Below are 18,547 nucleotides of genomic sequence, written 5' to 3' on the forward strand. Positions count from 1 at the left end.
GATTTTTAAAAAAACAATTAAATCAATCAGTTATATTTTTTTGCAAAATCGCTGCGCCATTTAGATGCATTCGCATGACTTTTTTCTATATTTTTTGTCTTTCAAGTTGTCCTGCTTGAATTGAAGCTGCTAAAATCAACCAGCTATAACTATAAAAATATTTTGTGCTTTTTGAGGGGCATGAGTTAACACAAACTTAGGCGGGCAAGCTTATGAATTTTTTTGACAAGAGCAACCAAAAAACCGGTGATGCACGCGTAGCAGATTACGTGGTGGATTCAACAAATGCTGAAGTCAATCTTCCTCCCTCGTTTAATATCGCGACTGTACAGTTTGATCGGGCCGGCCCTGATTTGATTGTGACGTCGGCAGATGGGGAGAAAATCCTTGTAACCAATTATTTTGCCTCAGGTTCGCAGCCTGCAATTATTTTGCCGAATGGTGTGACTTTGCCCGCGCACATCGTTCACAAGCTTGCAGGACCCATTGCCCCCAAACAATTTGCACAGGTTGGTCAGGCCCAAGGTCTTGAACCCATCGGTAAGGTCGAAACAGCAGATGGTCAGGTTGAGGCTATTCGTGCGGATGGTACACGCGTTACCTTAAAAGTCGGCGATCCGGTCTTTCAAGGAGATGAGCTTGTCACAGGTGGAGATGGGGCTGTCGGCATTGTCTTTGCCGACGAAACAACATTTGCGCTTGGTGAAGACGGGCGCATGCTTCTGGACGAAATGGTTTATGATCCTGGGACGCAAGATGGCCAGATCGGCTTGACGCTATTAACTGGGGCAATGACATTCGTATCGGGCGCTGTTGCCAAAGTTAATCCCGATGCCATGCAAATTACAACACCCGTCGCAACAATCGGTATTCGTGGTACAGCAGGCGTTCTGAAGGTTTCCGGTGAAACTCTTGATGCTGTCATGTTGCCTGAATTGGCTGGAAACGGCGAAGGCGTTAGTCCTAACCAAGCCAATAATGGCGGGACGACAGGTGAGTTTATTATCACCAATAACAACGGTGATGTGATTACGATTAACCAGCCTTTCCAAGGGGTGACAAGTACACCAAATGGGAATTCGGCCCCCCGTGTGTTCACGATGAATGAAATTGGGGCAATGGCCGGTAAAACGCTGAACAGCCTTCCCAATGCAGAAAACCTGTTGCCACCCGCTATTGTTGCCGCAGCGACAAACCAACCGGGAAATGAGCAACAGCAGTTGAATCCGGAAGATGTGTTAGTCGATAACAATACGGCAGATGCTTTACAAGAAATTACCCAGCAGACGCAAAGTACATTGTCAAATCTAAGTGCATCTGCGGAAATTGCTCAAAAAACAGTCGCGAAAATTGCCCAAGAAGCCGATGATCGTGCGGCTGCTGTTGCTAAGGAAATTATTGGTGACACCGCAAAAGTAATTGAGCAAGCACAAACCTTGCTCAAGGTGACGGATAACGCATCGACTTTGTCTTCTCGTGCCTCGCAAATAGAGGCTTCGGCAGGGAAAAACTCCGGTGCGAAGGATGTTGAATCCAACGCGCAACGGATTTCTGTAGAATGGACTTCGGACACGACCGACAAGCTTGAAGATAGTGTGGATAACGTTTCAGAAGCTTACGCAACGGCGAACTCAATCGGTGCAATCGCAACAGGTGTGTCTGATTTTGCATATGTTGTTGCAAAAGGCCTGAAGTCTTTTGTTGATCCGACTGCGGTTGTCGAATTGGTTGGTCAAGTCGATACTGTGTTGGCCGATGCGTTAAATGAGGCGGAATATATTGTTTCCGCCATGACGATTGTACAGGATGCAAATTCGAATAATCCTGACCTGAGCTTGTCTGTTAAAGACCGTATGGTTGAGGCCGTTATTCGGGCGGCTAAATTCGTTAAGGATAATGGCGGCACAGACCTTGAAGCCATTGATTTTGCACGCGAAGTTGTTGTAACAGGTGTGCCTGCCAATGGGCAGATGACGTTCAAAGGGATAACTGGCGACGTTTATAAATTTTATGATGGCATCAAAGTTGAATTGAATAATGCGCTGACCTTTAGTGGACATGCGGATGCATTTACCAACCTTGACAGCAAATTAAGTGCATTGAATGACTTATTTGTGTCTTTAAAAGCTGTGAAGTTTATCAATGGATCAGCATTTGAAGCCAAATGGGGGTTGGTGGTTGATGAACTGCTGGCTTTGACAAATTATACGCAAACGGCTGCAAGTCATGCGAAAGCGGTTGTTGATGCGAATTCAATTAGTGATATGGATGCAGCAGCAACAAATGCTGCAGCTGCTCAGTCAAGTGCGAATAGCAAAGTTCAAGACAATGCTTTTGATAATTTAATGAACGAAATGGGCGCATTGGTTGGGGTTAATGCGCCAAGTATTGTTTTATCAATTGCGAATGAATTTCTATCTAAGGCGAGTCAGGCTGAAACAGCCACGTTTTCCGGTAATAATACGGTTTTGAATTTCTTTAATCGGGTTCAAAAAGATATTCTTGAAAATGAACAAGCCGGCGCGAAAGTGACGCAAGCCGATATTGATGCGGCAACCACCCAGTTAAATGAAGTTAAAAGTGATCTCGTTGCGTCCAAATCAGAGTTGTCTTTGGCGCAAACAGCATTTAGTAGTGCATCAACTGTATTATCAAGTGCAGCTGATAATGTAGTCAGTGCCCTAATTGCGTTCAAATCGGCAGAGGCGAAACGTGATGTTTATATTGCTGGTGCTGAAAAGATTAATACCGGAACGCTTTATAACGGTAGTGACCATTTTAATGTGGTTGATGGTACGGGCATTGATGGTTTGCAAGAGGCAAAAGACTTTGTCTCTTATCAACAAACGCAACTCTCGACTGCTGAAACGACATATAACGATGCTGTAACAGCATTAAATAATGCTCCCAGTGATGTTGCCCTTGCACGTACTGTGCTTGTGGCTCAACAGGCTGTAAATAAATATAAAACGCTGATTGAGTATGGGAATAAACTTGTTGAAACTTGGCAGGACTCTTACAACACCGCACAGGATAAGGCGAACAGCTTCATAACGTCCGCGGCGAGTTTGCAAAACGATCTGACGCAGGCTGAAAATGCAGAACAAACGGCGCGTGAAGATTTGTTGGCAAAACTGGACGATTTCATTACCGCGCAAGAAGATGTATCAAATGAAAGTAAAATTGTCGCGGTCTTTGAATCCAAACTTGCGGCACTTGAAGCCCGTGCAGAACAAGAAGCAAAGTTGGAACTGGATGATGCCTTCAGTGATGCGCGCGCCTTGTTGGATCAGGCCTTAGCCCAAGCAAAAATTGCGTCTGACAAGGCGATTGAGGCTGATCAAAAAGTGCAGCTGGCGAAAGCTGAAAGTGATCCAACGGCACGGGAAGCACTTTTAAATGACGCCCAAACGATTTTGGAAGCTGCCGGAGAGGCTAAAAATGCAGCTAAAAATGCCTTTGATTATTTCTCTGTCGATAGTGCGAATAGTACAGATGATAATGTTTTGGCGCGTGCTATTGACGTGCGTGATAACTATCCCCGTCCGCCAAGCGAAATCAGTCAAGTTATTTCCAGCATGCAGTCACTGCAAACCTCGGCAGAAAGTGCTTATAACGAGGCCTTAAAGCAGTTTGAAACAGCCGGGCATTCAATTGATATTATTCAAGCGATTGTTAATAATGATGCGGCAGCACAGGCAGCGGCTGAACTGGCGGCACAAGCGGCAGCAGATGCTGCAAAATCCCAAGCCTTGCAGGCTGCGTTGGAAAAAGCACAAGCTGCGCAAAAAGATATAGCGGCAGCCCTTCAGGAAGCGCAAAACCTGAAATCGGGTGCAGATGTTATTGCTCAAAATAGCGTGGGAACCAGCGAGCAAACGAATGCTGCCAATCAGGCGACTTTTGTTCAGAATGAATATAATCAGATTGTTGCCAAGCAGGTCTTAGTGGGTGGCGATAGCAACACAACAGGGCTGGTGGAACAAGTGCAGGCCGCACAGGCCGCCGGCAATCTGGATTTAGCACGCAGTTTGGCGGAAACCGCACAAACCCATGCCAAAGACGCAATTGCGATTGTTGAAGGAACGAGTCCGACAAATGGGTTGCGTTATACGGTCACAACCACTGCGAAAAATGTCATTACTGCGATGGAAGGCGAGGTCGGCGGTCGTGTTATTGATAATGATGGTCTTGAAACCAGCCGTAGCGGATTATTGGCATTGTCAGGGACAGAGTTAGCAAAGGCAAAAACGGAATATAGCAAGGCCTACGCTAATGAAAACGATACGACAGCTGGCAATAACGTAGAAAGTGTATTTGAGCTGTTTAGTCCCTCTGCCGGGCAATCTATTGTTTCTGCTATTTTGGCAGCAGAAGTCACTACAGATGAGCTTAGTGAATTTGGTGGAACGGATGTTGCTGGATACATTCCAATCTATACACGCCTCGAGAATTTAAAAGCCGCTGTCGCTCAAAGCTTTACCGATGCGGATACGGCTTTGACCTTGACCAAAGGTTATGCGACTGATTCTGCCAGTATTGCTGAAAAAGCACGTGCGGTACTGGATGCGGCGAATATGAAAGGCCAAGATTTTACGACATTTGCGCCCAAAGTGGATACGATGGGCAAAGTGTCCGGGATGATCGCGGATGAAAGCGGTAAAGTATCGGCAGCCGTTCAGCGCATTGAGCAAATACAAAAAGCCTTGGACTTGTATGACAAGTTGTGGGATGCGCGTGTACAGGCTGCAAAAAATGCAGCAGATGCGAAAGCCGCTGCAGAAACTGCTGCACAACAGGCAAGCGATGATGTGTTGGCAGAGCAACAGCGCCGGGAAGAACAAAAACAGGCCGAAGATGCCGCTGCGACAGAACAGGCCAAAGGTTTTCGAGATACCGCCTTGGCGGAACGTGATTTGGCCTCACAAGCCAATGATAAAGCACAAGAAGCAGCTGTTAACGGGGATCAAGACAGTGCGCGCCAATATTTGAGTGAAGCACAAACCCATATGGCGAAGGCACAGTCTGCCGCATCGGCGGCAACAGATACGGCCTCGGGTCATGGAACGACAGCAGACACTTATGCAAGCGAAGCGCGTGAATATTATGCAAAAGCCAGCGAGTTTGTCGGGGATGCTAAAGCCGCCGTTACGGCCGCTGGCGATGCCACCACAGCAGCTAATAATTGGCGAAGTGGCGCAGCAACCACAGCGCGAATTCAAGCGGAATCTGATAAAGTACAGGCAACGAGCAATGAGAGCACAGCGGATACAGCCTTAACCGATGCATTGAATAAACTGACGGCTGCGCGAACGGCGCTGAGTGGGGCAGAAGTTGATAATGCCTCGGCGCAAGCAGCTTATACAAGTTTGGTGGAATCAGAGAAAGCGGCCAAGGATAAAGCGGCTGCAGTCTTGGCGGAAGTTGGCGGGGATACGGGGAACGTCCTCTATCAGGCATGGGATGCCGCCTATCAGGCAGCGGTTGATGCCACCAAAAATGCGCAAAAAGCAGCAAATGATGCAGCTCAAGCCCTAAGTGATGCAACCAGCCGTGTGAATGTTGCGCAAACGGGATATGACAGCGCTTTTAGCGCAGCTGAGCAGGCTAGTGAACAGTTGGCGAATGCAGTCTCGGATGCTGCTTTTGCATCGTCAACTGAACAGTTGGGGCGTGCAGTTTCCGAAGCACAAGTCGAATATCGTTTGTCAACTTATCATAACGAACTTGATAGTGCCCTGTCGAAAATTGAAACAGAAAAGCAGGATGCGAATACGCTTGCTGCAACCGCAGCACAGCATTCCAAGGATGACGGTAATTTTAATCAGTCGTTGGTACAAAATGCTTATGACGATCCCAACAGCACAAACGATGCTGTTGGTGCTTTGGCAGATGCGCAAACGGCAAAAACAAGCGCAGATACGGCATTAACCAACGCACAACAGGTTTTGGCAAATTATCATGTGGATATTGCCGCAGCGAATGCTGATATCGCCAATAATAATGCGCATACAATTAAGGATTTTAATATCTTTAATAATGATGCGACATGGGTGAAAATCGACGCAACAACGGTTATTCACAGTTCGACTTTTGAAAAATATAAATCAGCACAAGCAGCCATAGAACTGGCGAGCAAAAAAGCAGCGCAGGCGGGACAGGCTTTTGATGATGTTCAAGCCAAAGTCACTGAAATTGAGCAATCGTTGAACAAAGCCAATGCGATAGCCGCAGAAAATGCCTTGGACAATGCGACCCAATTGCAACAGGTACAGGATGGTGCAGATGCGGCGTTGGCCCGCGCGGAAGGTTCGGCAGAAAATGCGATTGATTCCGTCGCTAACGCGATTAATTCGGCAAAAAATGCGCTGAGCAAATTAACGGCTATTGTTGGAAATAATACAGATACAGCGAATACAGACACGCTCTTAGGTAATGCTTTGCAGAATATTGGAAATATTCAAACCATTGCCGATGGCTGGGGAACTGCGGGTAAGACCGCAACGTCTGCTGAAATTACAAATGTAATTAATGCCTTCGGACAGGCTAATGGTGCTGCGGGCGATTTGTTGGTTCAGCTTAAAAATGCATTGAATTCTTTCAATCCGGCGAATTTCACGGGGCTTGCCAATAATGCAGCTTTGCAGGTTCAAGCGGCTTTGCAAGCCCTTGTTAATGACGGGGTGAACCCAACGGGTGGGGCAGCCGGATTTGCCCTAAGTGCCGTGAATTCCTTATCAAGTACCTTGCAATCACAAGGGGCAGCGCAGGGAAGTGGGGCGACTGGGACTGATAACGATAACAACGGTATTGACGACGGGTTGGAAGCATCCGCGAAGACAGCAGCCGGACATGCATCAAGTGCGGCAGGTTTTGCAGAACAAACGGCTTCGCAGACAGCGGTTGTACAGGGTGCCAATAAAAATGTTTCATCTATTCAATCTGATAAAGCGCAAGCCGACGCTGATGCGGCGGCACGAACATCTGTTGAAGCAGATCTAAAAGCGATAGTGGCCTCGGCCAATGTGGCGGATAATGCCGCCAATCAGGCGGAAGCGGATAAGGCAACGGCGATTGCAGAATATAATCAAGCCGTTCAAGATGTTGCGACCGCTAAATCCCATAAAGACTCACTTGAAAATATCGCGCAATTTGCCGAAGATTCTAAAGATATCATTACGGGTTTTGATGCGGGTGAAGATAGCTTCATTTTACATAATGCCTCCCACCTGACGTTTATTGAAACACCTTATACATACTATAATACCTTAACGACACGTGATCAAATCCGTCTTGCCATTAATGCGGATAGCAATATTGCAAGTAATTCACTTGTGACGTTCCAGTTGGGTGGATCAACGTTTGTTTATGCAAAAGTGGCAACAGCAGACCCTTATGCCGACTTCATGATTGAATTAAGCGGCTTTAGTGGAAATCTGACCTCCAGCCATTTTGATCTTTCAGGAAGTGGGCGTTATCAAACCCTGTTTGGGAGCAGTGGCGATGACAGCTTAAATGCAGCCAACGGGGAAGCCATTGACGGTTTAGGGGGGGCAGACACAATTTCCGGTGCTGCAGGTAATGATGCCTATGTTTATCATGGCTATACAGATCTGGCATCCAAAGCAGCCGTCTTAAATGAACTGAATGACGCTAAACTCGCCTATCAATCCGCCTTGAAAGCTTTACAGGCCGCTGGTACTGCGCAGAATGCAGCTTCTGAGGCCGCAATAGCAGCACGTGCGGCATCCGATAAGATTATTGCAGCGGCAAAACAGGTTGCGTTAATTTTGGATCCGTCTTTGCCGGATTCAACGGATTTTGTCAGTTATCTGAATACTTATGTGACCAATAATTCGGCTGCCAACCTGAATGCGAGCTTCTTTGTTGATGATACCAGTACCACGAATGTCAATGAAAGCGATTTGGATGGGGATGGTATTTCAAACGTCAAAGAAATTTCAAATGCCCGCACAGAAGCAGGTAAACAGGAAGATACAGCATTAAAACAACAAAATATTGCCACTACGCAAAAAGACAAAGCAGCGGCAGATCAAAATGAGGCTGCACAATCAGCAACCAATGCGCAAGGTGATTTGAACGCGGCGACGACGAGCCGGGGGATTTTCGACAAGTCTGAACAAATTGCAGATAATCTTGTCAAAGCAAATGTCTATGCCAATGAAGCCGATGATGCTGCACAAGCGGCAGAAACCGCAGCTGCGCAGGCAAAAGCTAAATCACAAGCTGCAGCAGAAAAAACCACCGATAGCTCTTTAACAAATGCAGAAAAGATTGCCCAAGCTCGTCTTGCCGCAAATGAAACACATGCAGAGCAAGTTAAGGCAGAAACATCTGAAAACAGTGCTTTAGGAAACTTTAATCTTGCGTTTGCCGCCCTTATTGCGGCTTACGATGTTATTGGTGATCCCAATAGCCAGTTGAACAGTTTAACGAGCGCCTACACAGATATGTCCAATGCGATTAATGCGCATAGTGCAACAGATAGTAAGACGGTTGACGCTACAACAAACACTAATCTGGAAAGCACAGAAGCGCAGGCAATTAACGCATATGACAGTGCCTTTAAGGCGTTCGTTGCGGATTTGGAGACCGAGCTTGATGCACGTGTTACCAATCAAGATGCAAACAGTTTACAGAAAAATTTGATTTTAAATGCAAAGTCGGCTGTTTCTGATGCGTTTGATTCCTTAAAAGTATCCGTTGAATCCCATGCAACGGCGACGAAATCTGCCATTAACGCGGAAGTGACAGCGGATCAGGCTGAAACGAATATTTCAAATGCTATTCAAACAGCCGTGAATGCCTATGAAGCAGAAGCAGAAGCCTCAGCAGGGCAGGCTGAAGCGGCAGCGTCAAAAGCCGCAGCTGTACATAATGATAATAATCCACAAACAACTAACGATGCCTTGGCAATTGATACGCAACTTAAAGCGCTGACAGGTAGTATTCAATCAAGACTGACAACTCTGGAAAATGATCTCCTTGCCAATCAAAGTACGTTGGGGACTGATCTTTATACGAGCCTGAAAACGCAACTGGATACATTAAAAGCGGCTGTAAATGCGGTTGATAGTAAATCGACACAAATTACCGGTGACGTAAATACGGCAGCGGATGCTGCCTCAAACGCTGCACAAAACGCCCGTTCTTATGCGAATAAGTCCTTTACTTTTGATAATAATGGTAATGCGGTTGATGAAAATAATAATCCTGTTGCTGATCCTTTAGGGGCAGCCAAAGATTATGCAACACAGGCGGCAACATATGCAAAAGAAGCACAAAATCAACTGAATATCGCACAGGCGCACCGATCCAACCTATCTGGTGTCTTAAATGACGCGACAGCATTGGAACAAGGCTATACCCAATTGTCTAATGTCATTGATGCAAAGGTTGGATTGGCACAAGAACAAGCGGCCATCAATTCAACACCGATTGCACAAGATGATGCTTTTTCCACGGATGAAGATCAAAGCATTATTCTGGATAACCACCTGCTGGCAAACGATTACCGTAACGATGGACAGCCTGTTCAGATTTTGGATATCGGTAGCCCGAATGTGGGAACAATTTTTAAAAATGCACAAGGTCAATATGTCTTCACGCCGCCGCAAGATTATAGTGGAGAAGTCAAGTTTAGCTACTTGATCACAACAGATAACGGCAAAATCGCCAGTGCAAATGTGGTGATGACCGTAACATCTGTTAATGATGCACCGATTGCGGTAAATGATGTTGCTTCCACAATTAATGAAACATCGCCTGTCACAATTAACTTGCTGGCAAATGATATTAATGTTGATGCCGGCGATATTCTTACGGTGACGTCAATTGGGTCGCAACCGACTTACGGTACGCTTATAATCTTAAATAATGGTGTGGGTGGTCGTGTGGTTTATACACCGGATCCCAATAATCCAATCTTAAAAGCACTTGGTGATCAAGAGTTTAAAGAAGATACTTTTACATATGTGGTCACGGATAGTTTCGGTGTTTCATCAACAGGGACAGTGTCGGTCACGATTAAAGGGGTGAACGATTTACCGACTGTCAATAATACACAACTATCGGTCGATGAGGATATTGTACATACCTTCAGTGCAGCAGATTTCCAAGCTGGGTTTAGTGATGTTGATGGGGACAGTTTGGCCGCCATTCGCATTACCCAATTGCCACGAATTGCAGTGACGGACGCCCTTGGCGTTACGACATTTGTTGAAAGTGGAAGTTTAAAATTAAACGGTACATTGGTAACGGTTGGGCAAGAGATTGCAGTTAACCAAATTGGTAATCTAACTTTCCAAGGGGCAGAGAATTTTCATGGAAAGGTTACCATTGGATGGCAAGCTTCTGATGGAACTGTTTATGATACCAATAAAACAGTGTTCTCTGAGAATGAGGCTGTTTTAACGTTTAACGTTAATTCGGTAAATGATCCGGTGGTGATCACAACTGGATCACTTGGCGGCTCACTTGCTGAGGATACGGTCTTTACGGGTAGCATTAGTGCAAGTGATGCGGATGGCGATCCTTTGACATATGCATTAGATACGCGTTATTTGCCTATTAATGGTAATGTGACGATTAACCCGCAAACAGGTGAATTCACCTATACCCCCAATCCAAATTATAACGGATCGGACAGTTTCGAGATTATAGTGAGCGACGGGCAGGGGAGCACGGTAAGTCGGACGGTGAATGTTTATGTCAGTCCGGTAAATGATGCACCGACAGATATTAGCCTTGATAAAGTGACTGTTGATGAAAATGTGGATGGGGCTGTTGTTGGTGTCTTAAGCTCTGTTGATCCGGATGGCGGTAATGAAAGCTTTACCTATACGGTAAGCGATGGTCGTTTTGAAGTGATTGGCAGCCAGCTTAAGCTAAAAGCTGGTCAGGTCTTGAATTATGAAAATCCAGCAGATCAAAACATCTCCTTAAGTGTCACGACACAAGATTCTGGTGGTTTGACCTATAGCGAAAACTTTACCATTTTCACACAAAACCAGAATGAAGCACCCAATGATATTATCTTGAGTAACCTAAATGTTGCCGAAGATATTGATGGTGCCGTTGTTGGGCAACTCTCTGCTATTGATCCTGATAACCCGCAAGAAGTGTTCATCTATACGGTTGATGATCCGCGTTTTGAGGTGGTCGGGAACGAATTGAAATTGAAAGCAGGTTATACACTTGATTATGAAAACCCGGCGGACCAATCGTTCCAAATCAATGTGACAGCACAAGACAGTAGTGGGCTGACGTATTCCGAAACATTTACGTTGAATACTCAAAACACCATTGAGACGCCGGTCGTAACCGGGTTGGCAAGTGAGGTTGCTGCGCTTAGCTTTGATGGTGTTTCTACGATTGTTGATGTTGGACGCGGTAACGGCGATAGTCTGGAATTAACGGACGATTTGACACTGGAAACATGGGTCAAGTTTAATCAATTGGCTGCAAATCAAACAATTGTTGCCTTTGGTGGGGATGGCGAAACCAGTTCAACCAATATTGCTTATCAGCTTTATCTCGATGCCAGCGGTGATATTCATTATAAACATGAATATGGTGCTGGTTTAGATGTTGATTTGGCTTTTGATACAAACTTGATGGTTGGCAATTGGCACCATCTGGCGATTGTTCGCGATAATAACGTTGGCGGGCAAAGTGATGTCACACTGTATGTTGATGGCGTCTCGGTTGGGACTTTGACTTATGATGGAAGTTCACAGGCCCCTGCAAGTGCAGCTGATGCAACCATGACAGTTGGCAATACAATTGATGAAACGTCACCGTTAGATGGCGAAATTACTGAAGCCCGTATCTGGTCTGATATTCGGACTGAAAGCGAAATCAAGACCTTTATGAAAGAGGTCTTGCCACAAAGTGAAGTTTCCGATCCGGCGCTTCGCGGTTATTGGGATTTTGCTGGGTTGGCAAAAGATGATAGCGAATATCTGAAAGATTTCTCCTCATATCAAAATCATATTGTTGCATTTGACGGTCTACATTTTGATGGGAATGTGACTGCAACGTCTTATTCAGGTATTGCTTTAACAGGACATTCGGCATCGGTTTGGGCGCGTGTAGAACCAATTGGCGATGGCGTAACTGATGGCGATGTTACCATATTCAGTATGAATGATGGAACCTCAACGCTGAATATGTATCTGTCAACCTATGGCGATATTACATTGGATTTGACATGGGCGGGCGGTTCACATTCTTGGACCATCGATTCAGGACCCAATCCTCAATTCTCCGGGTTGGATGATGGGCAATGGCATAACCTCGGTTACAGTTTTGATCCCGCCAGCGGTGTTATGTTGTTTGTGGATGGACAACAAGTGCCGTCGTTAATTGATGTTGGAACGGGTGATTATTCCAACTTTGCGATTGATTCCAGTGTGACCATTGGTGGGCATTCTTCCAATGCGGCTTTGACTATGGTTGGTGACCTTTCAGAACTCGGGATTTATAACCGTGTTCTCAGCGCCGCAGAAATGCAAGATATTGTGCTTAACGGCGCGCATGGCCTCACTTCCAACGATGTGGCAGCCTATTGGCGTATGGATGATGGCGATGGATATAATATATCCTATGACAGTTTTGGGAATACAAGTGATATTGATCTGACTGCTCCGATTACCGGAACGCCCGTTTGGATAAATGAAACACCGGGTTTGATTGATTATCCTCATCAATCCGTCGAAGTTACCGGTACTGGGCTGGATATCGGCTCTTATACGTTAAATAGTAACGAGTTTAGTGCGTCCATGTGGGTTAAAATTGATGATGTCGGCAACGGTGCGGCATTGTTGAAACTCGGTAGTGGAGGAGACATCACCATCATGGCGCAAAATGGTTATGTGGACGTTGTTATCGGCGGCACCGTTTATGCAACCGTTTATAATGCAATTGAAATCGGTGAATGGACCAATCTGTCTATTACATACGATGGCAATGAGCTGAAAATCTATTCCGGGGACGATTATTTCTATTCCACAACAGGGATATATGACCTCCTTGGTGGCTCTGCGTCTAATACGTTAACCGGTGTTCTGGGCGGTTTGTCTACCGTACAATTTGGTGCGGTTCAAATCTGGAATAGTGTTCTCAGCCAAGACGCGTTAATGACAGCAAGTGAAGGTGGGGTTAATCCTGGTGATCCGAACTTGTTGGCTTATTGGCCTATGATGGATGATCCTACCACAGGAACGATCACTGATGTGTCAGGTCATCAAAATGACGTATCGGTCAGCGCGTCACAATTTATTTCCGGTTTGCCTGTTCTGAAAACGAATATGACAACAATTGATCTGGAAGAAGATGACAGCTTCAGCAGCCAAATTTTGGTGGAAAACAGCGAGTTTTACGGAAATGCGCTGAGCTATCAAGTGCAGAACCAACCGCAACACGGTACTGTACAGATTAATCCGGATGGGAGTTTTATTTACGTACCAAACACCAATTACGTTGGCACCGATACCTTTACAGTGGTTGCTGTCAATGCGGGTAGTGCGGTCTCATCACCCTTCACGGTTAATCTAAATATCGTGGAACACAATGCCATTCCGCATGCAGGTTTTGACAATCTGTCTGTCTTGGTGAATTCATCCAATAACGTCTTAAATGTTTTGGCAAATGATAATGATCAGGATGGCGATCCCCTTACCATAACGGCGATTGACGGCAAAACCGGCCCTGGCCCGCATATGGTTGATGGCGGTATGGTTTCCCTTGTAAATGGTGATGTTACCTTTACACCACATTATAATTTTACAGGTGCTGTATCCTTTAAATATACGCTCAGTGATGGTCAAGGTGGTTCGCAGAATGGTTCCGTCAATATTGATGTAAGCGCGACAATCAATGGTACCGATGGGTCTGAAACATTGCCAGCAGGTTCTGATGCCGATGAAAATTTCTATGCGATGGCCGGGGACGATATTATTTTCGGCAGCGGCGGTAATGACATTATCGACGGTGGTGCTGGTGTAGATACGGTCAGTTATGCAGGGTCAATGGACGGTGTTTATGTTGATTTAGCAAATATGAGCCAACAAACAATTAGCCCTTCACAAGGGGTTGATACGCTTTATGCGATTGAGAATGTAGACGGTTCTGCCTTTAACGATACTTTGATCGGGGATACAGGCACCAACCTGTTAATAGGTGCTGATGGCGATGATACCTTAACAGGTGCTGGCGGTGCCGATGTTTTGGATGGCGGGAATGGTAAGAACCTGTACGTCTATAACAGTGCGATAGATTCAACGCAAGGGGCGGCCGATGTTATTAAAAGCCTGACGCCGCAGGATGCCATTCAGTTTATCGGTATGCGCGGTATGACGTTTGTTTCCACGTCATCGACGGACGTGGCTACCTTTATGGCAGGCGGTATGAGCGCAAATACCGTTTATTATGTTTCTGTCGGCAGTGGTAATAATTTCATTTATGTAAACGGCGCTGGCACAGGCACTGATTTTACAGGTACATTTATTGTGCTGGACACAGGTGTACCGGCACTAACAGCAGAACAAATTCTGGCTGATGAGTATCCGCTTTCTGTTATTCAGGGGACTGATGGCAATGAAACCCTGACAGGGGATGCAGCCGTCAATACGCTGATTGGTTTGTTGGGCAATGACACCTTGCAAGGGGCAGGTGGGGATGATCATTATATCGTTTCCGGTGGGACCGATTATGTAATTGATAATGTCGGCATAAATCATATTTATGTGGATGAGGACGTGTACTTCATCACAAATATGGAACATACAGTATCGGATGAGTTCCAGATGAGCCTCGCGGATGGGCAAGGAACGCACGAACTGATTATTGATCAACATTATACCAATACCAATGCGGCGTTCTTGCATTTGTTAATGGATGGGCAGGATAACGTCTATCAAATCCAAACCAACGTGAATATTGTACCTACGGTCGGGTCGATTTTGGTCGGGGAAGGTGCCGTATCGGAAACAATTACCGGCAGTAATATGGATGATATCCTTGTTGGTCAAACAGGCGACACGTTGCTTGGTGGTGGCGGTTATGATTTCTTTGTTGTAAACGAAGGGGTGGTTTCTGTTGACGGTGGGGATATGGCATCCGAAGATGAGGCAGCCTTTACCGGTCAGACAGGCGGTGTGATCGTTGATCTGGAAAACGGCTTTGGTAAACATAGTGGTGGTGTCAATACCTTTACGATTACAAATGTGCAGAATGTAACAGGCAGTTCGCATGATGATACGATTTCGGGCGACTTATACGACAACTTCCTTTGGGGATATAGTGGCAACGACACGTTGCTTGGTGGTGATGGCAACGACACGCTAGAAGGTGGAAGTGGACAAGACGTCCTTTTTGGTGGAAATGGCAACGATGTCTTTGAATTCTTCGGATCCGGGGATAGTGATCAATCTGCGACCGATGTAATTATGGATTTTGTATCGGGTGAGGATAAAATTTCAATTGCACAGTCTGCAGAAAATATGAAATTTTACGGCTCTTATGGGTTTGTAGATATTCCTGCCACAGCTTTAAGTGCCATTGAAGCTGATACAAAAGTGGAACCAGGTCAAATTGTCTGGTTCTTTAACGGAAATACTACATTTGTTTATATCAAGAATGATGGTTCCCAAAATGGCGGTACTTTTATTGCGCTGGCGGGCTATCAGGGTGATTTGACTGTTAATGATTTCATCGGTGTCGGTGGCAATCTGATGGTGGATGCAACAACTGATATCTACGAAAGTGGTATTAATCAGACTGTTGTGGTTTCTGCTGCTGAATTCTTGGGTAACGATAAAGGGGCTGCCCTGCAAATCACCCATGTAAACGGTATTGCAATTGCGGATGTTCAAGCCAATGGGATTAGTGATGCGTCTGGCGTTCTCAGTTATGATGGGGCAAACTTCACATTTGTACCGACGAACGAGTTTTCGGGGGAAGCCAATTTCAATGTTACGGTTTCTGGTACAGCCGGGATGGATCACGCGAACCTGATTATTCGTTACGATGAAGGCATTGCAATTGTCGGGACAAATGGAAATGACACGCTTGGTGGTTCTGGTTATTCCGATGCGATGATCGGTCTGGATGGTGATGATCAATTCCATGGTGGCATCGGTGAAGATTTCATTGTCGGCGGCGGGAATACAGGCGTCGGTGATGTCGCGACATACGACCATGTTTCTGGCGATTATTCTATCGGTCTAAATGGTTCGTCATTGGTAGTAAAAGATAATAATGTTATCGGCGGAGATGAGGGGACGGACTATCTCCTCGGTATCGAAAAAATCTATTTCAATGATATTGGCGGAAGTGTACCACATGGTTTGAGCGTTACTTATGAAGGTGATCGAACCGTAGACGATACAAATGTGGTCGCTGATACGGTTTCTGAAATTGCGTATCTGTCAGATGGCACCTATGTCACCATTCATCGTCAATCCAGCAACGACTTCCTGATTAGCCGCTTTAATGAAGATGGTACCCCGTTTGCTGGAATGCCACCTTTTGCAATTGCAAGCGGGGATGGTATGCCGGGTGAAACTGCGACGATTAAAGGAACCAGTGATGGCGGATTTGCTGTTGTTTGGTCCAGCAGTTCCGGTGATATCCTTTATCAACGTTTTGATGCATCAGGTGCTGTCTATGACGTAGAAGGAACAGGCGATGCGTTCTTTGTTTCTGACTCGCTTACCGAAACAGGTTTGGAGCGCCCTGATGTTGTGACATTGGCAAATAATGATGTGGTTGTGTCTTACGTCGCAACGGATGTGAATGCCGGTTTCTATATGCGAACAATACCCAGTGACGGGACCGAGGCTAGCTTGGGAACATCGATGCTACTGAAAAGCTTCAATACCCCGCAAGAAACAGTTTCCTCTCTGCAGGCTTTGAACGGTGGTGGGTATGCGTATGCCCATACGACGGATAATCTGAATGGAACATTAAATGTCAAAATCGTTGTAGATAATGGCTCTCCGGTTGAAACGGATTTTGCAACCCCGTTTGCTTTTGTTGATGATTTAAAAGTCGTTCAGCTTGGGAACAACAACCTGCTGACTGTATGGAAAAGTGAGATTGAGAATAGCTTTGGTCAAACAACGATTAAGGCGCGTATTGTTGGTTCTGATGGCTCGCTAATCACGGATACAAATATCGTGGGCCGTGATATCTTTGACGTTAATTATAATTCTTCCGGCGGTGAGCACCTTAATCCTGATGTTGCTGTTCTGAGTAACGGCAATTTTGTCGTTGTTTGGACAAATATGAATGAAGATGGTGACGGTGCGGCAATTAGTGGACAAATATTTGATCAGAATGGCAATGCTATTGGTGAAGATTTCTTGATTAATTCCACAGTTGTTGGAGATCAATATAAGCCATCTGTTGCCGCCAACGATACTGGAACGTTCGTTGTAAGTTGGACGGACGGGCAAACCGGTACACATCGTGTAATGGCCCAGCAATTTGCAAATGACGGCAGTTTGGCCAGCGGTGTGACAATTGCCGGTGATGGTACGGTTGATACTTTTGTCGGTGGTAGCGGTAAACAGGTATTCGTTGCCGATGTTGGTGATGACAGTATTGATGGTGGCTTGGATCGTGACGGTGTGACATACGCGTCCTTTAGCGAAGGTGTAAATGTTGACCTTGGAACGGGGCAGGTGACAACGTCTTCATCTGGAACAGATACGTTGAATTCTATTGAAGGGATTATCGGAACATCCTTTAACGATACTTTGATTGGGGATAGCATATCCAACAAGTTAAACGGTATGGCAGGTGATGATTTAATCAAAGGTGGGTTAGGTGACGATCATCTGATCGGTGGTGCAGGACTGGATACCGTGAGTTTCGAATTTGCCGGATCAAGTGTTTCGGTTGACCTGTTGAGCAATCAGGCAACGGGTGAAGGTAATGATATTCTTGAAGAGTTTGAAAATGTTGTTGGCAGTATGTACGCCGATGTGATTACTGGCGATACGTTTGACAACCAAATTGAAGGTGGCGATGGTGACGACATCATTAATGGTGAGGCAGGAAACGATATCATCATCGGTGGTTTGGGACTGGATACGCTAGATGGTGGTGCCGGTAATGATTACTTTGTCTTTACCGACATAACGGAATTTGGCGATACAATTAATATGTTTGAAAGCGGTGATTTCTTGAAATTGTCTGCCGGTATTGATGGCTTGTCTGGCAATTCAGGTTTGTTCTGGAATGCAACAGGTTTCACCTTCTTAAATGATACCACGACAGATGTCGGGGAAGGGGTGCAACTGACAGGTGCGGGTCCTTCCATCTATGTTTATACCAATACAGGCGATGATTCAGGCGTTGTTTATTATGATGCTGATGGGGCCGGTGCGGGGTACACGTCAACTAAAATTGCTGATATCGGTACGGGGGCGTCCTCTATTACGGATGCGAATATCAAAATCTATTAAATATAAAATTGGGATAACGAAAAAAGGCCGGAAACAATTATGTTTCCGGCCTT

The 18,547-nt window shown here is 45.7% G+C and carries 1 protein-coding gene; it reads left to right on the forward strand.

Features of this window, described 5'->3' with window-relative positions:
* The first annotated feature begins 212 nt into the window (after positions 1-212).
* Positions 213-18,494: a tandem-95 repeat protein gene (locus tag ACI0FF_RS09270; RefSeq protein WP_419796586.1), complete on the forward strand. Its 18,282-nt coding sequence runs from the start codon at positions 213-215 to the stop codon at positions 18,492-18,494.
* Positions 18,495-18,547: the final 53 nt, after the last annotated feature.

This window comes from Terasakiella sp. 4MB5A, from assembly GCF_050058155.1.
In the GTDB taxonomy this organism is placed as follows: Bacteria; Pseudomonadota; Alphaproteobacteria; order Rhodospirillales; family Terasakiellaceae; genus Terasakiella; species Terasakiella halodenitrificans.